This is a genomic window from Nocardia sp. NPDC004860 (assembly GCF_040609015.1).
GTDB lineage: Bacteria > Actinomycetota > Actinomycetes > Mycobacteriales > Mycobacteriaceae > Nocardia.
Genome location: NZ_JBEXJI010000003.1, coordinates 168,588 through 188,337 on the forward strand (window position 1 = coordinate 168,588; position 19,750 = coordinate 188,337).

Here is a 19,750-nt window from a genome sequence, read left to right on the forward strand (position 1 = left end):
CGGTCGCTGCCGTACCGTCGGGGAGTATGAGCGAGCTGCGTGAAGGGCTGAGTGGCCCGGCCGAGAGCCAGGTCGTGGCGGTGCCGTACATCAGCTACGAGGACTTCGGCCGCCGATTCCTGGAATACGCCGCCTCCACCGAGCGGATAGCGGGGGCGTTCGAGAAGCTCACGGGGGAGGCGTTCGAATTCGGGCCGATCGGGGCGGGCCCCGGCAAGCTCGCGAAACTCTCGGCCGCCGTGCGGCTCGGGCGGCCACGGCTGAATCGCGAAGTGGACGACCTGATTTCGTTCGACCTGGTGATCCCGCTCAAGGTCGACCTGCTCATCGACCTGGCGGTGGACCGGTATCCGTTCCGGGTGGACGGCACCATTCACCTGCACCTGACCGTCCGCACCGCGGAGCCGCTGCGGGTGCTCATCGAAATCGACGAGCCGCAGCCCAGCAATGTCCGCATCAATGTCGCCAGCGCGACCCGCCGCGGCGAATTGCTGCGCATTCTCGCCAGCGTCGACCACGAGATCCGCCGCTTCGTCGCGCGCTACATCGCCACGGAGATCCGCAAACCACACATCCAGGCGGCCACAAATATCGACGTCGGCGCGCGACTGGATGCCGCCTGGAAGCTATGAACCAACGCGACGACTGATTTCGTGAGGCGAGGGTAACTCGCCGGGTACGTCCAAAATAGGTTCGGCTCCCAACGCAGGCACGGATACGAAACTGCCGACGGCACTCAGCCGTCCGCTGAAGTCTCGGGGAGGCGGGGGAGCTCAGAGTTTCCGGAGTCGCAGCCGGTTGATGGAGTGGTCGGAGTCCTTGCGCAGCACCAGCGTCGCGCGCGGGCGCGTCGGCAGGATGTTCTCCACCAGATTCGGGCGGTTGGTGTTGTGCCAGATTTCCTTGGCCTGGTTGGTGGCTTCCTGGTCGTTGAAGTTCGCGTAGTGGTGGAAGTGCGAATTCGGATCCTGGAAGGCGGTCTTGCGCAGCGACAGGAAGCGCTGCACGTACCAGTTCTCGATATCCTCGATGCGGGCGTCGACATAGACCGAGAAGTCGAACAGGTCCGACACCATCAGCCGCGGCCCGGTCTGCAGCACGTTCAGCCCCTCGACGATGAGAATGTCGGGCTGGCGCACGCAGTGGTATTCGCCGGGCACGATGTCGTAGGCGATGTGGGAGTAGACGGGCGCGCACACTTCGTGCGCACCGGATTTCACCTCGGTGACGAAGCGCAGCAGCTTGCGCCGGTCGTAGGACTCCGGGAAGCCCTTGCGGTGCATGATGCCGCGCCGGGTGAGTTCGGCTGTCGGGTACAGGAATCCGTCGGTGGTGACCAGATCCACCCGCGGATGGTGGTCCCAGCGCGCCAGCAGCGCCTGCAGCACACGCGCGGTGGTGGACTTGCCGACGGCCACCGAGCCCGCCACGCCGATGACGAACGGCACCTGGCGGTCCGGGTGGGTCTCGCCGAGGAAGGTGGCGGTGGCGGCGAACAGGCGCTGCCGGGCCGCGACCTGGAGGTGGATGAGACGGGCCAGGGGGAGGTAGACCTCGGCCACCTCCTCGAGGTCGATCTGCTCACCCAGGCCGCGCAGGCCGATCAGTTCTTCCTCGGTGAGGACCAGGGGAGTCGACTTGCGCAGGGTGCGCCACTGCTTGCGGTCGAATTCCACGTAGGGGCTGGGCTCGCTCATCCGCGCCATTATTCGTGTCCCCGCAGTCGAGACCCGCGCCCCCGCACTCGGGACTCGTGTCCCCGCATTCGGGCCGGCCGACAACAACAGCTCTCGGGAAGCCGCATCGTCGCCGTGCCCGGCGATCCGGCCAACACTCCACGCATAGCCGAATTGTGCTCGGCTCCAACATTCGGGTGAACACCAGGTGTTGCTACTGGCGGGTAACCAGAGTGAGATGGACTACATCTCAGTGGCCGGGCATGTCCGGTGAGGTTGTGCGACAGCCTGATCCGCCCCGCCCGCAGCGATCGGATCGCATAGGGTCGGACTATGGCAGCGCATCCACTGGTCACTGAATATCTGCGGCTGGGTCTGGCATTCGACCGGCTCGAAGAGGGTTTCGTGGACGCCTATACCGGCGATCCCGGCCTGCGCCGCGAGGTGGAGAACGCGCCCGCGCCGGAGCCGCGTGATATCGCCCACGGGGCAGCCGCACTGCGCAAGGAACTGCCCGAGGCGGGCCTGCCCGCGGAGCGCGTCGAATTCCTGGATGCGCACCTGCGGGCGATGGAATGCTCGGGCCGCAAATTCGCCGGCGAGGACATCAACTTCATCGACGAGGTCCGCGCCTACTTCGACGTGGACATCACCCCCGGCGATACCGAGAACTACCGCGAGGCACACCGGCAGCTGGACGAGGTGCTGCCCGGTGACGGCGAACTGCTCGACCGCATTACCGTGCATCGCCGCCAGGACGAGATCCCGCCCGAACGCCTGAAGGAATGCGTGGCCGCGTTCTCCGGCGCGCTGCGGGAACTCGTGCGCGACCGCTATCCGCTGCCGGACAACGAGCACGTGGAATACGAAGTGGTGGGCGACAAGCCGTGGTCGGGCTTCAACTATTACCTGGGCAACTACCAATCCCGGGTGGCCATCAATTCCGATCTCAAGCAGCACATGTCACAGCTGCCGCAGTTGATCGCGCACGAGGCCTACCCGGGTCATCACACCGAGCACTGCCGGAAAGAGGCCGGGCTGGTGGGCGCGGGGCAGGCCGAGCAGACGCTGTTCCTGGTGAACACCCCGCAGTGCCTGATGGCGGAGGGGCTGGCCGATCTGGCCCTGAAGTCGATCGTCGGCCCGGGCTGGGGCCGCTGGGCGCAGGAGATCTACGCGGACCTGGGGCTGCGCTTCGATGGCGAACGCGCCGAAAGGATTTCGAACGCGTCCGCGAATCTGCTGAGTGTGCGCCAGGATGCCGCGCTGCTGCTGCACGATCGCCGGCGGGATGCCGGCGAGGTGTCGGAATTTCTGCAGCGCTGGAGTCTGGTCACCCCGGAGCGGGCCGCGCAATCGCTGCGATTCCTGTCATCGCCGCTGTGGCGGGCCTATATCTCCACATATGTGGAGGGATATCGATTGCTGGGAGGGTGGCTGGACCGGGCAGCCGATCCGGAAGACCGGTCCGAGCGTTTTCGCCGTCTCTTGGACGAACCCCTCACACCCGGCGCGATCCGCCGGCTGTGAGGGGTACTCCCCGACGTCCTGATTGGTGCTTACGCGCCCCAGCTGGAACAGGACGTGCCGCCGCTGGACATGGTGCACATGGTCCGGAGCAGGGTGAAGATCAGAGTCTGGATGGTGGTGGCGTCAGCGCTCATGAAAGATTCCTCGAAAGTTCGGATGGGCCAATGTCACTGGCGTAACTTGTGCCAGCGCGGCGATACATTACCGAGATTTGTTGCCCCGCCATAGCCTGATTTCGGAGTGATGTCCACCGCTCCGGGGCGGATTCGGTCGTCTCCCCTGCGCCGACGATTCCTCTGCCCCCAATTACCGGGGCACGATTCGTCCGCGCGTGGCGACCGCCGGATGGTCGCCGCCGGTCGCGGGATAGGATGACCGGACCGCGACTGGCGCACTCGAGGTGGAAGCAACCACCGGGAAGCACCGAAGTCCGGCACCGCGCGCCTGGGTGCCTGGCGACCCCCGAACCGTATTCGGGGTACCCGGACAACGGAGGTGCGCGATGAACGAGACAGAGAACCCCCGGATCGGCTCCGCGGCAGCGGCCAATAGACTCGGCAGCGTGACCCAGACGAGCGCCTCTGTCAACAGCCAGTCCCTCGCCGAACTCGATCCCGAGGTCGCGTCCGCGATGGGCGGCGAACTCGCTCGCCAGCGCGACACCCTCGAGATGATCGCCTCGGAGAACTTCGTGCCGCGCGCGGTGCTGCAGGCGCAGGGCAGCGTGCTCACCAACAAGTACGCCGAGGGCTACCCGGGTCGCCGCTACTACGGCGGCTGCGAGAACGTCGACATCGTCGAGGATCTGGCCCGCGCCCGCGTCAAGGAGCTGTTCGGCGCGGAATTCGCCAATGTCCAGCCGCATTCGGGCGCGCAGGCCAATGCCGCGGTGCTGATGGCGCTGATGAACCCGGGCGAGAAGCTGCTGGGCCTGGATCTGGCGCACGGCGGTCACCTCACCCACGGCATGCGCCTGAACTTCTCCGGCAAGCTGTACGAGGTGCACGCCTACGGCGTCGCCAAGGAAGACCACCGCGTCGACATGGACGAGGTGCGCAAGATCGCCCGCGACACCCGCCCGAAGGTGATCGTGGCCGGCTGGTCGGCGTACCCCCGGCACCTGGACTTCGCCGCCTTCCGCGAGATCGCGGACGAGGTCGGCGCCTACCTCTGGGTCGACATGGCGCACTTCGCCGGTCTGGTCGCGGCCGGGCTGCATCCGTCGCCGGTGCCGCACGCGGACGTGGTGTCCTCGACCGTGCACAAGACCCTGGGCGGCCCCCGCTCCGGTCTGATCCTGGCCAAGCAGGAATTCGCCAAGAAGCTGAACTCCGCGGTCTTCCCGGGTCAGCAGGGCGGCCCGCTCATGCACGCCATCGCCGCCAAGGCCGTGGCCTTCAAGATCGCCGGCAGCGCGGAGTTCAAGGAGCGCCAGGAGCGCACCATCTCCGGCGCCAAGATCCTCGCCGAGCGCCTGACCGCGCCCGACGCCAAGGCCAAGGGCATCACCGTGCTCACCGGCGGCACCGACGTGCACCTGGTGCTGGTGGACCTGCGCAACTCGCAGCTGGACGGCCAGCAGGGCGAGGATCTGCTGCACGAAATCGGAATCACCGTGAACCGCAACGCCGTTCCGTTCGATCCGCGCCCGCCGATGGTCACCTCCGGCCTGCGCATCGGCACCCCGGCGCTGGCCACCCGCGGCTTCGGCGACGAGCAGTTCACCGAGGTCGCCGACATCATCGCCGCCGCTCTCACCGGCTCCGCCGACCTGGACTCGCTGCGTCAGCGCGTTTCCACGCTGGCGCAGGACTTCCCGCTGTACGACGGCCTGGAGGACTGGCGCCTGCTGGGCTGACGCCCGCCGGACAACCGAGAGCCCGCCGCGATTCCCTGATCGCGGCGGGCTCTCCGCGTCGCGGTGCGACTCCATGCCGCGATGAGATTCCTTGCCTGCCAAGGATTCCCGGCTAGAACGACCAGAACTTGCGCGGCCCGCCCGTGAGGCTCGGTGCGTCCGCGGTCACGGTGGCGATCAGCTGCTTGGGATGCGGGTTCACCCAGTTCCGTTCGGAGTCGCCGTCGCGCAGGACGACCGTGGGGACGGTCTCGTTGCCGTCGGCCACCGAGCGGACGAAGGCGGCCGCCTCCGGGTCCTGCCAGATGTCGACCTCGCGGTGGACGATGCCGTGGCGATTGAGCACTCGGCGCATGCGGGAGCAGTAGGGGCAGCCCGGGCGGCGGTAGACGACCAGTTCCGGGGTGGCGTCGGTGGTCATGATCGGAGTCTAGGTCCGCGCGGCCGCCGCCACCATGCCGGCGGGGCGACGCCGAGGCCGGGAGTCGGTGCCGCGGAATCGGGGATTGCCAAGCAGCGCAGGTGATTCGGCTTGTAGCCCGTCGTCGCGTGCCGTGCCGACGGGTGGCACGGCACGCACGACGGCTCCTGATTCAGGCGTGCTTGCTCAGGTAGTCCAGGTACATCGGGCGCAGCGCCTCGCCCACCCTGCCCTCGCCGGCGTGGAAGTAGTCGTCGAGCAGGGCGACGGTGTTCCAGATGTCGACCTCGCCCTCGCCCTGATTGCCGGCCGCGACCTCGGCGCCGGGAATCGCCTTGAGCAGTTGCCACAGGAACTTGATGTCGCCGCGCCGGGCTGCCAGCTTCACGGCACGGTCGTGCAATTCCTTGGTGGGCAGCGTTGCCAGATCCGCAGTTTCGGCCATGACCTCGACTGTAATGGAGGACATGACACAGCAACCCAGGTACCGGGTCAAGCGCGTCTACGACGATCCCGATGCGGCCGACGGCCGCCGGGTACTGGTGGACCGGCTCTGGCCGCGCGGCATCAGCAAACAGCAAGCGGCCATAGACGAATGGGCCAAGGACGTGACGCCGTCGAACGAGCTGCGGAGGTGGTATCACGCCGCGCCGGAGACACGCCGTGCCGAGTTCGAGCGCAGGTATCGAATCGAGCTCACCGCGGACGCGGCGCAGGAGGGGCTGGCGCGCCTGCGGTCGGAGGCCGCAACCGCCCCGTTGACGCTGGTCACGGCCACCAAAGAGCCGGAGCACAGCCATGTTCCCGTGCTGCTGAGTGAATTGGGCGAAACACACAGAGCGGACTCGCGTTAACGCGATCTTCACCAATGCGCCCCGCAGTCCGGAAGCCGGATCGCGATTTCGGCGGTAGCGTCGGGAGTGCGAGCCGCGTAGGTGTGGCTCGTACGGGAGGTCCTGATCGTGACTGAGCAACTCAGTGCGAGGGGGCCGGCACCCGGCCCTCGGGTCGTACGACCCCAAGGCTGACCGGCCCAGCGAGAACGCTCGCGCGGTGTCGCGCGAGTGGCAAAGGAGCCCACCGTGACTGATGCACGCTCCGTCAACGCTCCCAGCAGGGACGCCGGCTCCGACCAGAGCCGGCTGACCACGACACGGGGAGTTCGCGCCTCGCAGTCGGCCGATTCCGGACCGGCGAAAACTTTCGTAGTCGACACGTCGGTGTTGCTGTCCGACCCCTGGGCACTGACCCGCTTCGGCGAGCACCATGTGGTGCTGCCGCTGGTGGTGATCAGTGAGCTCGAGGCCAAACGCCATCACCACGAACTCGGCTGGTTCGCTCGCGAGGCACTGCGCATGCTGGACGACATGCGTCTGGCACACGGTCGGCTCGATCAGCGGGTGTCGGTCGGCACCCAGGGCGGGACACTCCAGGTGGAGTTGAACCACACCGACCCAACCGTATTGCCCGTCGGATTCCGCACGGACACCAACGATTCCCGCATCCTGGCCTGCGCGCTCAACCTGGCCGCCGAGGGACAGCGAGTCGTGCTGGTGTCCAAGGACATTCCGCTGCGCGTCAAGGCCGGCGCGGTCGGCCTGCGGGCCGACGAGTACCACGCGCAGGACGTCGTCACCTCCGGCTGGACCGGCATGGTGGAACTGGAGGTCGCCACCGGCACCGTCGACAAGCTCTACTCCGACAGCGTCATCGACCTCGACGAGGCTCGGGACATGCCCTGCCACACCGGAATTCGGATGCTCAGCCCGCGCGGCAGCGCGCTGGCGCGGGTGACGCCGGACAAGCGGGTGCAACTGGTGCGGGGTGATCGGGAGGCCTTCGGGCTGCACGGGCGCTCGGCCGAACAGCGCATCGCGCTGGATCTGCTGCTCGACGAGAGCGTCGGCATCGTCTCGCTCGGCGGGCGGGCCGGCACCGGCAAATCCGCGCTGGCGCTGACCGCCGGGCTCGAAGCGGTGCTGGAGCGCCGCTCGCATCGGAAGGTGGTGGTGTTCCGGCCGCTCTACGCGGTGGGTGGACAGGAGCTCGGCTATCTGCCGGGCTCCGAGAGCGAGAAGATGGGGCCGTGGGCGCAGGCCGTCTTCGACACCCTCGACGGGCTGGCCAGCCCGGAGGTGATGGAGGAGGTGCAGGCGCGCGGCATGCTGGAGGTGCTGCCGCTCACCCACATTCGCGGGCGCTCGCTGCACGACTCCTTCGTGATCGTGGACGAGGCGCAGTCGCTGGAACGCAATGTGCTGCTCACGGTGCTGAGCCGGTTGGGCAGCGGGTCGCGGGTGGTGCTCACCCACGACGTAGCACAGCGCGACAACCTGCGCGTGGGCCGGCACGACGGCGTGGCCGCCGTGATCGAAAAGCTCAAGGGGCACCCGTTGTTCGCGCACGTCACCCTGACCCGTAGTGAGCGGTCGCCGATCGCGGCGCTGGTCACCGAGATGCTGGAGGAGTTCGGGCCCAATTCCTGACGCCCGGTAGTTAGGATCTGCCCGGTCGGGGAGCGACGCGCCCCCGGCCGGGCAATTTTTTGGCAAGTGGTTGAACTCACATGTGGTGGGGTACCTTTCGCTGTAATTCCAGCTCGGATACCCCTTCGGTGAGTGCTGTCCGATTCGCCGGATCGTAACCGAGTTGTCGGCCAGGATTCGCGGGAGGATGGAAAATGCACCATTTCGCACGACGTACGGCTGGCGCCATCGCGGTGCTTGCGGTCGTCACCGCGCTCGGCGCGGGCTGCAGCAAGGACGACGACAAGAACTCCGCGTCGACCTCGACCACCACCGCCGCCGCGCCGGCCGGCGACGACACCCACGCCGCCGAAACCAAGATGGCCACCCGCGACGGCGCCGAGATCGCCGTCGCCGGCGGCATTCTCGACAAGTACAACCAGATGGGCGGCGCCACCGGTGCTCTCGGCATGCCGACCGGCCCCGCCATGGACGGGCCCGGCGGCGGCATGGTGCAGGAATTCGACGGCGGTGGAATCTACTTCAGCTCGGCCCACGGCACCCACGTGGTGTGGGGCGAGATCCGCAAGGCCTGGGACGACCAGGGCGGCGCCGGCGGCACGCTCGGCTACCCGACCAGCGACGAATACGACATCACCGGCGGCAAGCAGAGCGATTTCAGCGGCGGCTCCATCACCTGGGTGGACAACGAGACCACGGTCACCGAGAAGTAGCCCGGCCGGTCCGGGCCGCCCGGTGACGGCATCCCGGACCTGGCTGCGGCCATAGCCGATTCGAATACCGCGCGAAGGCCCCCATGTTTGCCCCGATGCCGCTAGGTTGTTCGCGTGCAGAACGTTTTGTCCGATCGGGAACTGCTGGAATCACTCGCGGCCGAGGTGGAGACCAACCTCGCGCGGCACATCGCCGCCGCCCCCGAGTGGCAGCCCCACGACTACGTGCCGTGGGACGACGGCCGCAATTTCCAGTTCCTCGGCGGAACCGATTGGGATCCGGCGCAATCCGGCCTCAGCGAGGTCGCCAAGACCGCGCTCACGGTGAGCGTGCTGATCGCCGACAACCTGCCCGCCTACCACCGCGAGGTCGGCAAGTACCTGCGCAGCGGACCGTGGTGGCGCTGGGTCGGCCGCTGGACCGCGGAGGAGAACCGGCACGAGATTCTCATCCGCAACTACCTGATGGTCACCCGCGCCGTCGACCCGGTCGCGCTGGAGCGGATGCGCATGGCGCACATGACCACCGGCTTCCGCCGCCCCGCCATGCACCTGCCCGACGTGCTCGCCGCCTGGGCCCTGGAAGAGACCGCGGCCGCCGTCCGGCACCGCGCCACCGCGCGCCTGGCCGAGAACGTCATGGTCGCGACCATCGCCGACCGGCTGGCCGCCGACGACGAACTGCAGGCCGTCTTCTTCGCCAACCTGGTCGGCGCGGCCCTCGACCTGGCCCCCGACCAGACCGTGCGCGCCATCGCCGACCGCATCGCCGACTTCCACGCCCCGGTGGTGCAGCTCGCCGACGGCCGCACCAGCGACGAGGTCCTCGCCGAGGCCGGCGTCTACGACCGCGCGAACGAAGCCGAACTGGTCTTCGCGCCCCTGCTCGAGCAGTGGAAAGTCTTCAGCCGCACCGACTTCGATGAGGAAGGCGAGAAGGCACGCGCCGAACTGGCCCACCTGCGCCCCTGAGCGTGCCCCTGCCCCGCAGAACCTGATCCCGTGCCCTGTGCGCGGTTCGATGCCGACGCCCGCCGCGAAAACGTGGCGGGCGTCGTGCTTTCCGCCGGGAGAGCCGGCTCAGCGGGGAAGGAGTGCGCGCACGACGCCGGTGACCGTGCCGCGCAGGAAGTTCTCCCAGCTGAAGTGGTCGTGCCACAGCGTGATGCGGCCGTCACGGAACTCGAAGGTGCCGCAGACCCAGAACGAGATCTCGACCGGGCCCATGCGCAGATAGTCGGTGCGTTCGGTGAGCACCGTGCCGTCCTCGGTGGCGGCGATGTGATGCATATCGGCGCGGAAGCCGTAGCGGGGACTGTTGAGCAGATTCAGCACCCAGCGCACGCGGTCCACGCCGCGGATGTCGGGGAGCGAGGTGTTCTTCCAGACGATGCCGGGATCGACCAGCTCCAGGGCTTCGCCGACGATCTTCATTTCCATTGCCGCGAAGAACTCGCGCACCGTGGTGACCGGATCCTGCTTCAGCTCGGGTAGCTCTGACATGAGCCGAGCGTAGGCCGAAACCGGGCAGTCGCACAGATATCCGCGGCAACTACCGCTGTGTCCGTTCGGGGCGGCGACGCCGGGTCTCGATGAGCACGGCCAAGCCGTCCAGGATGCGGTCGATGCCGAAGACGAGGGCATTGTCGCGGCCGGTCTCGGCGGCGGTTCCGGACATGGTCTCGGCGAAGGCGGCCGCGGCGTGCGGAAAGCGCTCTGCCTGCGCCGACAGCACCGCGCCGAGCTCCCGGGCCAGTCCGCCCTCCAGATCCTCACCCGCCGTCGCGGTCTGCTGGGCGATGCCGCGGGCGTGACCCAGCAGCAGCACGACGGTGTCGAAACACTCGGCCGCGGTCAGGCCGGTGCCGTCCAGCGCGCCGACGGCCGAATCGAGCCAGGCCAGCTCATTGGGGCCCATGGGGCGGACGCCGGTGGACGCGTCGTTCCCCCAGGGGTGTGCGACGGCGCGGGTGAAGAAGGTCTCGGTCCACGGGCGTAGATAGGTGCGCCAGCGTTCCGGATCGGAATCCGAAGGGGCGGTGGTGTTTTCCGGCGGCACGCCGATGGCGGTGTCCAGCATGAGCGCGATGAGCTCGGTCTTGCCGGGGAGGTAGCGGTACAGCGCCATCTTGGCGCAGCCGAGGCGTTCGGCCAGCCGCGCCATGGACAGGTTGGCCAGTCCTTCGGCGTCCGCGAGGTCGATGGCCTCGGCGACGATGCGCTCCAGCGTGAGGGACGGCTTGGGCCCGCGCCGAGGGCGGTCGGGAGAGCCCCAGAGCAGTTCGAGGGTGGTCGGTGCCGGCATGGTCGCCATCCTTCCGGATTCCGGGCTTGACGCGAAACTGCGTCCATCGTACGCTATCGCCGTCAACAGCGTCCGCCGGACGCAGTTATCGAAGGAGTCACCGCCATGCGCACCACCACCGTCCTCATCTCCGGAGCCAGCGTCGCCGGTCCGGCCCTCGCCTACTGGCTGCACCGCTACGGCTTCCAGGTGACCGTGGTCGAGAAGGCGCCCGCCCTGCGTGCCGGTGGCCAGGCCATCGATTTCACCGGCGAGACCCACATGACCGTGCTCGAGCGCATGGGCGTGCTCGACGACATCGAGCGGCGGCAGACCGGTAAGACCGACTGGGTGCTGGTCGACGAGAGCGGCGTCGAGCAGGCCGTGATGGCCGGGGAGTTCCTCGGCGGCGATATCGAGATCCTGCGCGGCGACCTCGCCCGGATCCTCTACAGCCGGACCGCGGGGGAGTGCGAATACCTCTTCGGCGACACCGTCACCGCGCTGCGGGAGACCGGTGACGGGGTATACGTCGAATTCGAGAACGCGCCCGCGCGGGTCTTCGATCTGGTCTTCGGGTGCGACGGCATCCATTCACGGGTGCGGAAGCTGGCCTTCGGCCCGGAGGCGGACTTCGTCACGCACGACGGCTACTACTACGCCATCGCGGGCGCCTCGGTCTGGGAGGACATGCCGGAAGGGAATCGGCCTCGCGCCAGGTCTCTCGGCTGCAATACCCCCGGCCGGCTCGCCATGACGGGCGGTAACAAGGCCGCGCAGATGTACCTGTTCGCCTCGCCCGAAATCGACTACTCGCGTGACGATTTCGATCAGCAGCGCCGTATCGTCGCCGAGCGTTTCGCCGGAATGGGCTGGGAGGTGCCGCGCATGCTGGCCGAACTTCCGCGCCTGGACGGTTTCTACCTGGACGCCATCGCCAAGGTGTCGATGAAGCACTTCACGTCGGGGCGGGTGGCGCTGGTCGGCGATTCCGCGCACGGCCACACGCTGAACGGATTCGGCACCGGTTCGGCGATTGTCGGGGCCTATGTGCTGGCCGGTGAATTGGCCACGGCCGACGGCGATCACACCGCGGCATTCGCCCGCTACGAGGAAATCATGAAGCGCCTGCTGCGCAAGACCGACGATGCCAACCCCGGCCGATTCCTGGCGCCCCGGACCGCGCGCGGTCTGCGCCTTCGTAATTGGTTCGTGCGTTCGCGTGGCTTCAAGATGATGGCGAAGTACGCCGAGAACGCCAAGAACGACATCGATCTGAAGAACTACCCGGACATGGTCGGCGCCGCTTGAACACCTGGCGCGGGTGTGGCAGCCACCGCCGCCACACCCGCCGAGCCGGATCCCGAACGTGACGCCCTATTCGTTCTTTCCATCCACCTGCGCCATGGAGAGCACATCCAGCCGGCGATCCAGCTCCTCGAGCGAGAGCTTGTCGCCGATCAGACCGCGATCGATCACCGTCTGCCGGATCGTCTTGTGCTCCTTCAACGCCTGCTTGGCGACCGCCGCCGCCTCCTCGTAACCGATGGCGGAATTCAACGGGGTCACGATCGACGGCGAGGATTCCGCCAGCCGCCGCAGCCGGTCCACATCGGCGACCAGGCCGCGGACGCACTTGTCGGCGAACAGGCGGGAGACATTGGCCAGCAGGCGAATCGACTCCAGCACATTGCGGGCCATCATCGGAATGTAGACGTTCAATTCGAACGCGCCGTTGCCGCCGCCCCAGGCGATCGCGGCATCATTGCCGATGACCTGCGCGGCCACCTGCGTAACCGCCTCCGGCAGTACCGGATTCACCTTGCCCGGCATGATCGAGGAACCCGGCTGCAGGTCCGGCAGCTGCAGCTCGGCCAGACCGGTGAGCGGGCCCGAACCCATCCAGCGAATATCGTTGGCGATCTTGGTCAGGCTGATCGCGACCGTGCGCAGCGCACCGGACAACTCCACCAGGCTGTCGCGGGCGGCCTGCGCCTCGAAGTGATCGCGGGCCTCCGACAGGTGATCCAGATCGGTCACCCGGGTCAGCTCCGCAACGACTTTCGCGCCGAAACCGGCCGGCGCGTTCAATCCGGTGCCGACCGCGGTGCCGCCGATGGCCAGCTCGCCCACCCGGGGCAGGGTGGCCAGCAGGCGCTCGATGCCCGCGCTCACCTGCCGGGTGTAGCCGCCGAACTCCTGACCCAGGGTGATCGGAACCGCGTCCATCAGATGGGTGCGGCCGGACTTGACCACGTACTTCCACTCCTGGGACTTGTCCAGCAGCGCCAGCCGCAGATGATCCAGGGCCGGGACCAGATCCTTGACCACCGCCTCGGTGGCCGCGAGATGCGTTGCGGTGGGGAAGGTGTCATTGGACGACTGCGACATGTTCACGTCGTCGTTGGGGTGCACGGTGACGCCGTCACGGGCGGCGATGCTCGCGATCACCTCGTTGGCGTTCATGTTCGAGCTGGTGCCCGATCCGGTCTGGAAGACATCGATCGGGAACTGGTCGTCATGGCGGCCGTCGGCGATCTCCTCCGCCGCCGCGATGATGGCGTCGGCCTTGGCCTTGTCCAGCAGACCCAGATCGCGATTCACGGCCGCGCAGGCCGCCTTCAGCAGGCCGAGTGCGCGAATCTGCGCGCGCTCCAGGCCGCGTCCGCTGATCGGGAAGTTCTCCACCGCCCGCTGGGTCTGCGCCCGCCACAGCGCGTCGACGGGAACGCGGACCTCGCCCATGGTGTCGTGTTCGATGCGGTACTGCGTCTCCTCGCTCATGAACCGACCCTATGCCCGCCGCGCACCCCGTGGGAGTGCCACGCCTGAGGGAATCCGCACAGCGCCCGCAGGAATAGGACATCGCCGGCCCCGGACACAGCGCCGCCCCGGTGGACGGATCCACCGGGGCGGCAAGCTGTTTCGCTCGGATCAGGGGAGCGGCGGGGTGGCGTGCTCGTCGCCGACGAAGTCCACCGACGCGTACTCGCGCAGCTTGGTCAGCCGGTGGTAGGCGTCGACCATGCGGATGGTGCCGGACTTGGCGCGCATGACGATGGACTGGGTGTACGCGCCGCCGCCGTAGTAGCGGACGCCCTTGAGCAGGTCGCCGTCGGTGACGCCGGTGGCGCTGAAGAAGACGTCCTCACCGGAGACCAGATCCGTGGTGTTCAGGATGCGGTCCAGGTCGTGGCCGGCGTCGATGGCCTTCTGCCGCTCGGCGTCGTCCTTGGGCGCCAGCTTGGCCTGCAGCGCGCCGCCCAGGCAGCGCATGGCGGCCGCGGCGATGATGCCCTCGGGGGTGCCGCCGATGCCGATCAGCATGTCGACGCCGGACTCCGGACGGGCACAGGCGATGGCGCCGGCCACGTCACCGTCGGAGATGAGGCGGATGCGGGCGCCCGCGTCGCGCACGGCCTTCATGTGCTCGGCGTGGCGGGGGCGGTCCAGGATGCACACGGTCAGGTCGGAGACCGAGGAGTTCTTGGCCTTGGCGACCCGGCGTAGGTTCTCCGCGATCGGGGCCGAGAGGTCGATGACATCGGCGGCGTCGGGGCCGACGGCGATCTTCTCCATGTAGAACACGGCCGAGGGATCGAACATGGCGCCGCGCTCGGCGACCGCCAGCACGGAGATCGCGCCCGGGGAACCCTTCGACATCAGGGTGGTGCCGTCGATCGGGTCGACCGCGAAATCCAGTTCCGCGCCGGTGCCGTCGCCGACCAGCTCGCCGTTGTACAGCATGGGCGCTTCGTCCTTCTCGCCCTCACCGATCACGACGATGCCGCGCATGGAGACCGTCGCCACCAGCTGCCGCATGGCGTCCACGGCCGCGCCGTCGCCGCCCTCCTTGTCACCACGGCCGACCCAGCGGCCCGCGGCCATGGCGCCGGCCTCGGTGACCCGGACCAACTCGAGCGCTAGGTTGCGGTCCGGTGCCTCGCGGCGGCTGGATGCGGTCATGACGAGAGCCTCCTTGGTTGTCTAAAGCTGCGTAAATTGTCGCATTGCGGTTTACGGCCCTCGGCACGTACTTACGTTTCCCGAGACCGTGAGCTCGGTCGCACCCGGGCCCCATGGATACTGAGTGCGTGTCGTACCAAAAGCCGCGCACCCAGCACGACTACAAGGACCTGGCCTGGTCCCTGCTCCCGCTGGTGCTGATCTGCCTGGTCATCGCGGGCATCGCCAGCCAGTGCTCGTTCTCCGCGAAAGGTCCGACGCAGGGGCAGATTCCCCACTTCGACGTGAAGGCCGCGCTCACCGACGACGCCAGGCTCATGTCGTTCCCCATCCGCCTGCCCGTGCTCCCGGACTCCGGGCCGGACAAGTGGACCCCCAACTCCGGCAGCCACGACGTCCTCACCGGCACCGGCGGCGGCAACGCCAGCACAGTCGGCTACATCACGCCGCAGGGCACCTACATGCAGCTGACCCAGTCCAATGCGAGCGTGGACGCCCTGGCCAAGAAGTACGCGGCCAACCTCACCGCGACCGGCACCGAGCAGCGCGGCAACCAGAAGTGGAGCGTCTTCACCGAACCCGGCTCCGAGCCGGCCTGGATCGCCGACTTCGGTGACGCCCGTGTCCTGATCAAGGGCGCGGGCAACGGCCCCGCCTTCAACACCCTCGCCACCGCGGTCGCCCAGGCCCAGCCGCTGCCACGCGGCTGATCAGATAAATCGCTCGACGTCACCGCGGTCTATTGCTGCGATGAGCGGCATGAGCGTCCTCGACGAACTGCGCGCCCGCGAACCGATTTTCCATCGGCCCGAACTGGGCACCGATTTCGCGCCGATGGTGGCCGCCGACTTCTGGGAGATCGGCGCGTCCGGGCGGTGCTTCGACCGCGACCATGTGCTCGAGGTGCTGGCCGAGCGGCAGCGGACGCCGGCCGAGGAGATCTGGGAGACCAGCGAATTCCGATGCCAGGAGCTGGCTCCCGACCTGTACCTGCTGACCTATCTCCTGCGGCAGCCGGAGCGGGTCAGCCGGCGGGCCACCATCTGGCGGCGGGGCGGGGCGGACTGGCAGATCGTTTTTCACCAGGGCACGGTCGTCGCCTAGCGGTCACTCCTGCGCCGTGCGGTGGGCCAGGGCGTCCTCGACGCGCTTGCGGGCGCCGGCGAGGTGCTGTTCGCAGCGGGTGGCGAGGGCTTCGCCGCGTTCCCACAGGGCCAGCGAGTCGTCGAGATCCATGCCGCCCTGCTCGAGCATCTTGACGACATTGACCAGTTCGTCGCGGGCGCGCTCGTAGCCGAAGGTGGCGATTTCGGCGCGTTCGTCGTCGGTCATCAGGAGTCCTTCCGGGTCGGGCGGGGAGCCAGGGATTGGGCGCCGAGGGCGGCGGCGGAGATCGCGCCGTCGGCCACCCGGATGCGGAGCTGCGTGCCGGGCGGGGAGTCCTCGATGGCGCGGACCACCTCGCGGTCCTTGCCGTTCACCCGCTGCACCACGGCGTAACCGCGGGCCAGGGTGGCGGCCGGGCCCACCGCGGAGAGCTTTTCGCGCAGGTGCCGGGTGGTGGTGGACTCACTGCTCAGCAGATGGTCCACGGCCCGCTGGGCGCCGGCGCGCAGCCGCTCCACCTCGTCGTGGCGCTGATCGAGCAGCCGCAGCGGGTCGGCCAGCACCGGGCGGGAACGCAATTGGGTCAGGGCGCGGGCCTCGCGGTCCACCCAGCCGCGCAGGGCCGCGTTCGCGCGGGACCGAAGTTCCTGCAGCAGCGCGGTTTCGGCGGCGGCGTCGGGCACGATGCGCTTGGCGGCGTCGGTGGGCGTGGCGGCCCGCAGGTCGGCGACATAGTCCGAGATCGGATTGTCCGGCTCGTGGCCGATGGCGCTCACGATCGGCGTGGTGGCGGAAACGATGGCGCGGCACAGGGTTTCATCGGAGAACGGCAGCAGATCCTCGACACTGCCGCCGCCGCGCGCCAGCACGATCACATCCACCTCGGGATTCGCGTCGAGCGCGGCGATGGCCTCCAGGATCTGCGGCACCGCGGTCGGGCCCTGCACGGCGGTATTGCGAATCTCGAAGCGCACCGCCGGCCAGCGCTGCGTGGCCACCGTCACCACATCGTGCTCGGCGGCGCTGGCGCGGCCGGTGATCAGGCCGATCCGATTGGGCAGGAACGGGATCGGGCGCTTGAGCCGTGGATCGAACAGGCCCTCCGCCGACAGCAGCGCCTTCAAGCGTTCGATGCGGGCCAGCAGCTCGCCGATGCCCACCGGCCGAATCTCGGTGACCCGCAACGACACCGTGCCCCGCCCGGTGAAGAACGACAGCTTGCCGTACACGACGACCCGGCTGCCCTCCTGCAGCGGCACCGCCGAATTACGCAGCAGCTCCGGGTCACAGGTCACCGACAGCGACATGTCCGCCGCCGTATCCCGCAGCACCAGAAAGGCCGTCCGCGTCCCCGGCCGCACATTCATCTGGGTGATCTGCCCCTCCACCCAGACCGCCCCCAGCCGGTCGATCCACTGCGCCACCTTCACCGCGACGGTCCGCACCGGCATCGGGTTCTCGGCGGACGAGCTCGGCGGCCGCGGCGTCGTATCGGTGCTCACCGCACGATTCTGTCAGTGCCCACCGACGCCCGGCGCACACCGCCCGCCGACACGGGATTCGCGCGCTGTCCGACCCCGCGGATCCCGGTTGATACAAACACCGGCCGCCGGGCGGTAGCCCGAGCGGCCGGCGCTGGTCGAGGATTGCCGATGTGACGGCGTCGGAGTTCCGGGGCCGGGCCCCGAACGTTGTATCGGGTTCGGGCGGAGCCCGCAGTCCCGAGTTGTTTCGGGGGTCCGGGGCGGAGCCCCGCAGTCTCAGGGGTTTCAGGGGTGAAACCCCTGAGAGCTCCCGAGAGTTGGGTTCACTTCGCCTGAACGGTCGCGATGCGGTTGGTCAGCATGGTGACGAACGGGGCGCGGTCGAGGGTCTCCTGCTCGTAGGCCAGGAGAGCCGCGAGGTCGTCGACGGTCAGCTGGCGCAGGCGGGCGCGCAGCTGGGCGATGGTCATGGCGGAGTAGTCGAAGCGGGCCGCCACTTCGGGTTCGACGACGGCGCTGCTGTGGTGGCCGTTGGTGGTCGCCTTGGAAGCCGTTGCGGGTGCGGCGGTCTCGGTGATCTCCGGATCGGCTGCCTCCTGCGCGGCCGATTCGGCGGGCACCGGTTCGGTCTCGACCGCGACCGGCTCGGTCTCGACCGCGACCGGTTCCGGGGCCGCGACCGGCGCCACCACGGCCGGAGCGGGCTCCGCGACGGCCGGTTCCGGATCGGTGAAGAGGTCGAAACGGCTCTGCCGAACCGATTCGGCGGCGAAGCTCGAAGTTTGCTCGTCTTCCTCGTCCTCATCGAAGGTGGCCCAGGCGGGCTGTTCTTCGGGCTGGTTGAGCAAACGGTCGAAAACGGCGTCGCCCTTGAGAGCGAGGCTGGTCACGAACTGCTGGAGGTGCATGGTGGTCTGCAGCACCTGGCTGATCGCGGTGATCGGGAAATTGATCGCGGTCGTCGGTAGCCGACGAGTTTCCTCGAGAGCATAGACGGCGGCCCCGGCGGCGACCCGGGCCAGGAACGGAGGTCGGAACATGTCCCTAGCCTGCCCGAAACGCCGTGTGATGCAAAGGCGAAAAGCCGCGAAAAGTGATTGTGACCCTGACCTCCGCGCGAATGCGCGCCGGAGCGCACACGTATTCTGTGGGGCATGTCCTCGGCTATCCCTTTGAACGTCGGAATCGTCGGGTCCGCGGCGGGTGATGCCGACGCGCCACGGGGCCCACAAGACAAGCGAGTACTGCTCGCCGAACCGCGCGGCTACTGCGCCGGTGTGGACCGAGCGGTCGAAACGGTGGAGAAGGCGCTCGAAAAGCACGGCGCGCCCATCTATGTCCGCAAGGAAATCGTGCACAACCGGCACGTGGTGGAAACGCTGCGCGAGCGCGGTGTGATCTTCGTCGACCAGACCGAGGAGGTGCCGGAGGGCGCGCTCGTGGTGTTCTCCGCGCACGGCGTCTCCCCGGCCGTTCACGAGTCCGCCGCCCGCCGCAACCTGCACACCATCGACGCCACCTGCCCGCTGGTCACCAAGGTGCACCAGGAGGCCAAGCGCTTCGCCCGCGACGACTTCGACATCCTGCTCATCGGCCACGAGGGCCACGAGGAGGTCGAGGGCACCGCCGGTGAGGCGCCCGACCATGTGCAGCTGGTGGACGGCCCCGACGCTGTCGACTCGGTCACCGTGCGCGACGAGAACAAGGTGATCTGGCTCTCCCAGACCACGCTGTCGGTCGACGAGACCATGGAGACGGTCAACCGCCTGCGCCAGAAGTTCCCCAAGCTGCAGGATCCGCCGAGCGACGACATCTGCTACGCCACCTCCAACCGCCAGACCGCGGTGAAGGCCATGGCTCCCGAATGCGATCTGGTGATCGTGGTCGGCTCCCGGAACTCGTCCAACTCGGTCCGGCTGGTGGAGGTCGCGCTGAGCGCCGGCGCCCGCGCCGCGCAGTTGGTGGACTATGCCCGCGAGGTGGATCCCGCCTGGCTGGAGGGTATTCGCACGGTCGGCGTCACCTCCGGCGCCTCGGTTCCGGAGATTCTCGTGGAGGGCGTGCTGGAATTGCTGGCCGAGCACGGTTTCGGTGCGGTGGTTCCGGTCACCACCGCCAATGAGACGCTGGTCTTCTCGCTGCCGCGCGAACTTCGCACCGCGCGCGCGTAACTCGTTCCGAAACGCATTCGCGCCCTCCGCATTCGTTGTGGAGGGCGCGAATTT

The 19,750-nt window shown here is 68.3% G+C and carries 21 protein-coding genes; 11 read left to right on the forward strand and 10 right to left on the reverse strand.

The genetic code is table 11. The annotated features are described in order from the left end of the window. Positions 1–26 precede the first annotated feature (26 nt). A complete protein-coding gene (locus tag ABZV44_RS08420) occupies positions 27–632 on the forward strand; it encodes a hypothetical protein (protein ID WP_354833428.1) in 606 nt (201 codons plus the stop codon). A gap of 141 nt (positions 633–773) precedes the next feature. On the opposite strand, the gene coaA is transcribed toward ABZV44_RS08420, so the two are convergent. Then, positions 774–1,706: a type I pantothenate kinase gene (gene coaA / locus ABZV44_RS08425; protein WP_354833430.1), complete on the reverse strand. Its 933-nt coding sequence runs from the start codon at positions 1,704–1,706 to the stop codon at positions 774–776. A gap of 303 nt (positions 1,707–2,009) precedes the next feature. Here coaA and ABZV44_RS08430 point away from each other — a divergent pair, with 303 nt between their 5' ends. After that, a complete protein-coding gene (locus ABZV44_RS08430) occupies positions 2,010–3,206 on the forward strand; it encodes a DUF885 domain-containing protein (RefSeq protein ID WP_354833432.1) in 1,197 nt (398 codons plus the stop codon). Positions 3,207–3,768: 562 nt separating this feature from the next. Continuing rightward, positions 3,769–5,064: a serine hydroxymethyltransferase gene (gene glyA / locus ABZV44_RS08435; RefSeq protein ID WP_354833434.1), complete on the forward strand. Its 1,296-nt coding sequence runs from the start codon at positions 3,769–3,771 to the stop codon at positions 5,062–5,064. A 112-nt stretch (positions 5,065–5,176) separates the two neighbouring features. Here glyA and ABZV44_RS08440 read toward each other — a convergent pair whose 3' ends face one another. Next, complete coding sequence (locus ABZV44_RS08440) at positions 5,177–5,485, reverse strand: glutaredoxin domain-containing protein (protein WP_354833436.1); 309 nt, start codon at positions 5,483–5,485, stop codon at positions 5,177–5,179. Positions 5,486–5,657: 172 nt separating this feature from the next. After that, on the reverse strand, positions 5,658–5,930 hold the full coding sequence (locus ABZV44_RS08445) for a hypothetical protein (RefSeq protein ID WP_354833438.1): 273 nt from the start codon (positions 5,928–5,930) through the stop codon (positions 5,658–5,660). A 22-nt stretch (positions 5,931–5,952) separates the two neighbouring features. On the opposite strand from ABZV44_RS08445, the gene ABZV44_RS08450 reads away from it, so the two are divergent. The 4 genes from ABZV44_RS08450 (at position 5,953) to ABZV44_RS08465 (ending at position 9,656) form a co-directional block, all read left to right on the forward strand. After that, the gene (locus ABZV44_RS08450; protein WP_354833440.1) at positions 5,953–6,339 is read left to right on the forward strand and encodes a DUF488 family protein; all 387 of its coding nucleotides are present in this window, start codon (positions 5,953–5,955) and stop codon (positions 6,337–6,339) included. A gap of 288 nt (positions 6,340–6,627) precedes the next feature. Next, on the forward strand, positions 6,628–7,971 hold the full coding sequence (locus tag ABZV44_RS08455; protein ID WP_354834070.1) for a PhoH family protein: 1,344 nt from the start codon (positions 6,628–6,630) through the stop codon (positions 7,969–7,971). Between the two features lie 194 nt (positions 7,972–8,165). Next, a complete protein-coding gene (locus ABZV44_RS08460) occupies positions 8,166–8,684 on the forward strand; it encodes an esterase (RefSeq protein WP_354833442.1) in 519 nt (172 codons plus the stop codon). 114 nt (positions 8,685–8,798) lie between these two features. Further along, complete coding sequence (locus ABZV44_RS08465; RefSeq protein WP_354833444.1) at positions 8,799–9,656, forward strand: acyl-ACP desaturase; 858 nt, start codon at positions 8,799–8,801, stop codon at positions 9,654–9,656. 108 nt (positions 9,657–9,764) lie between these two features. On the opposite strand, the gene ABZV44_RS08470 is transcribed toward ABZV44_RS08465, so the two are convergent. Further along, a complete protein-coding gene (locus ABZV44_RS08470; protein ID WP_354833445.1) occupies positions 9,765–10,187 on the reverse strand; it encodes a limonene-1,2-epoxide hydrolase family protein in 423 nt (140 codons plus the stop codon). A 49-nt stretch (positions 10,188–10,236) separates the two neighbouring features. Then, complete coding sequence (locus tag ABZV44_RS08475; protein WP_354833447.1) at positions 10,237–10,989, reverse strand: TetR/AcrR family transcriptional regulator; 753 nt, start codon at positions 10,987–10,989, stop codon at positions 10,237–10,239. 105 nt (positions 10,990–11,094) lie between these two features. Between ABZV44_RS08475 and ABZV44_RS08480 the strand changes: the two genes are divergently transcribed. Beyond that, positions 11,095–12,279, forward strand: a complete 1,185-nt coding sequence (locus ABZV44_RS08480; RefSeq protein ID WP_354833449.1) for an FAD-dependent monooxygenase — start codon at positions 11,095–11,097, stop codon at positions 12,277–12,279. A gap of 66 nt (positions 12,280–12,345) precedes the next feature. Here the strand turns inward: ABZV44_RS08480 and ABZV44_RS08485 are convergent, their stop codons facing one another. Beyond that, positions 12,346–13,752 carry a class II fumarate hydratase gene (locus tag ABZV44_RS08485; protein WP_354833451.1) on the reverse strand — a complete coding sequence of 469 codons (1,407 nt, stop codon included), beginning with the start codon at positions 13,750–13,752 and terminating at the stop codon, positions 12,346–12,348. A gap of 150 nt (positions 13,753–13,902) precedes the next feature. Beyond that, a complete protein-coding gene (gene glpX, locus ABZV44_RS08490) occupies positions 13,903–14,934 on the reverse strand; it encodes a class II fructose-bisphosphatase (protein ID WP_354833453.1) in 1,032 nt (343 codons plus the stop codon). A gap of 128 nt (positions 14,935–15,062) precedes the next feature. Between glpX and ABZV44_RS08495 the strand changes: the two genes are divergently transcribed. Together ABZV44_RS08495 and ABZV44_RS08500 are read left to right on the forward strand one after the other, a co-directional pair. Further along, the gene (locus ABZV44_RS08495; protein ID WP_354833455.1) at positions 15,063–15,644 is read left to right on the forward strand and encodes a DUF4245 domain-containing protein; all 582 of its coding nucleotides are present in this window, start codon (positions 15,063–15,065) and stop codon (positions 15,642–15,644) included. Positions 15,645–15,684: 40 nt separating this feature from the next. Continuing rightward, positions 15,685–16,038, forward strand: coding sequence for a DUF4440 domain-containing protein (locus tag ABZV44_RS08500; RefSeq protein ID WP_354833457.1), 354 nt, complete (start codon positions 15,685–15,687; stop codon positions 16,036–16,038). Between the two features lie 3 nt (positions 16,039–16,041). Here ABZV44_RS08500 and ABZV44_RS08505 read toward each other — a convergent pair whose 3' ends face one another. From ABZV44_RS08505 to ABZV44_RS08515, 3 genes are all read right to left on the reverse strand, one after another. Then, positions 16,042–16,266: an exodeoxyribonuclease VII small subunit gene (locus ABZV44_RS08505; RefSeq protein ID WP_354833459.1), complete on the reverse strand. Its 225-nt coding sequence runs from the start codon at positions 16,264–16,266 to the stop codon at positions 16,042–16,044. Further along, positions 16,266–17,492 (reverse strand): exodeoxyribonuclease VII large subunit, encoded by a 1,227-nt coding sequence (xseA, locus tag ABZV44_RS08510; RefSeq protein ID WP_354834072.1) that lies wholly within the window; start codon positions 17,490–17,492, stop codon positions 16,266–16,268. The genes ABZV44_RS08505 and xseA overlap by 1 nt, the downstream gene beginning before the upstream one ends. A gap of 356 nt (positions 17,493–17,848) precedes the next feature. Continuing rightward, positions 17,849–18,565, reverse strand: coding sequence for a lipid droplet-associated protein (locus ABZV44_RS08515; RefSeq protein WP_354833460.1), 717 nt, complete (start codon positions 18,563–18,565; stop codon positions 17,849–17,851). A 114-nt stretch (positions 18,566–18,679) separates the two neighbouring features. Between ABZV44_RS08515 and ABZV44_RS08520 the strand changes: the two genes are divergently transcribed. Continuing rightward, positions 18,680–19,696, forward strand: a complete 1,017-nt coding sequence (locus ABZV44_RS08520; protein WP_354833462.1) for a 4-hydroxy-3-methylbut-2-enyl diphosphate reductase — start codon at positions 18,680–18,682, stop codon at positions 19,694–19,696. Positions 19,697–19,750 lie beyond the last annotated feature (54 nt).

What these genes read in the sequence shown, in the direction of transcription:
- ABZV44_RS08420 (WP_354833428.1), top strand. Translation starts at nt 27, where the DNA reads ATGAGCGAGCTGCGTGAAGGGCTGAGTGGCCCGGCCGAGAGCCAGGTC.
- coaA (WP_354833430.1), bottom strand. Translation starts at nt 1,706, where the DNA reads ATGGCGCGGATGAGCGAGCCCAGCCCCTACGTGGAATTCGACCGCAAG.
- ABZV44_RS08430 (WP_354833432.1), top strand. Translation starts at nt 2,010, where the DNA reads ATGGCAGCGCATCCACTGGTCACTGAATATCTGCGGCTGGGTCTGGCA.
- ABZV44_RS08440 (WP_354833436.1), bottom strand. Translation starts at nt 5,485, where the DNA reads ATGACCACCGACGCCACCCCGGAACTGGTCGTCTACCGCCGCCCGGGC.
- ABZV44_RS08445 (WP_354833438.1), bottom strand. Translation starts at nt 5,930, where the DNA reads ATGGCCGAAACTGCGGATCTGGCAACGCTGCCCACCAAGGAATTGCAC.
- ABZV44_RS08450 (WP_354833440.1), top strand. Translation starts at nt 5,953, where the DNA reads ATGACACAGCAACCCAGGTACCGGGTCAAGCGCGTCTACGACGATCCC.
- ABZV44_RS08460 (WP_354833442.1), top strand. Translation starts at nt 8,166, where the DNA reads ATGCACCATTTCGCACGACGTACGGCTGGCGCCATCGCGGTGCTTGCG.
- ABZV44_RS08470 (WP_354833445.1), bottom strand. Translation starts at nt 10,187, where the DNA reads ATGTCAGAGCTACCCGAGCTGAAGCAGGATCCGGTCACCACGGTGCGC.
- ABZV44_RS08475 (WP_354833447.1), bottom strand. Translation starts at nt 10,989, where the DNA reads ATGCCGGCACCGACCACCCTCGAACTGCTCTGGGGCTCTCCCGACCGC.
- ABZV44_RS08480 (WP_354833449.1), top strand. Translation starts at nt 11,095, where the DNA reads ATGCGCACCACCACCGTCCTCATCTCCGGAGCCAGCGTCGCCGGTCCG.
- ABZV44_RS08485 (WP_354833451.1), bottom strand. Translation starts at nt 13,752, where the DNA reads ATGAGCGAGGAGACGCAGTACCGCATCGAACACGACACCATGGGCGAG.
- glpX (WP_354833453.1), bottom strand. Translation starts at nt 14,934, where the DNA reads ATGACCGCATCCAGCCGCCGCGAGGCACCGGACCGCAACCTAGCGCTC.
- ABZV44_RS08500 (WP_354833457.1), top strand. Translation starts at nt 15,685, where the DNA reads ATGAGCGGCATGAGCGTCCTCGACGAACTGCGCGCCCGCGAACCGATT.
- ABZV44_RS08505 (WP_354833459.1), bottom strand. Translation starts at nt 16,266, where the DNA reads ATGACCGACGACGAACGCGCCGAAATCGCCACCTTCGGCTACGAGCGC.
- xseA (WP_354834072.1), bottom strand. Translation starts at nt 17,492, where the DNA reads ATGCCGGTGCGGACCGTCGCGGTGAAGGTGGCGCAGTGGATCGACCGG.
- ABZV44_RS08515 (WP_354833460.1), bottom strand. Translation starts at nt 18,565, where the DNA reads ATGTTCCGACCTCCGTTCCTGGCCCGGGTCGCCGCCGGGGCCGCCGTC.
- ABZV44_RS08520 (WP_354833462.1), top strand. Translation starts at nt 18,680, where the DNA reads ATGTCCTCGGCTATCCCTTTGAACGTCGGAATCGTCGGGTCCGCGGCG.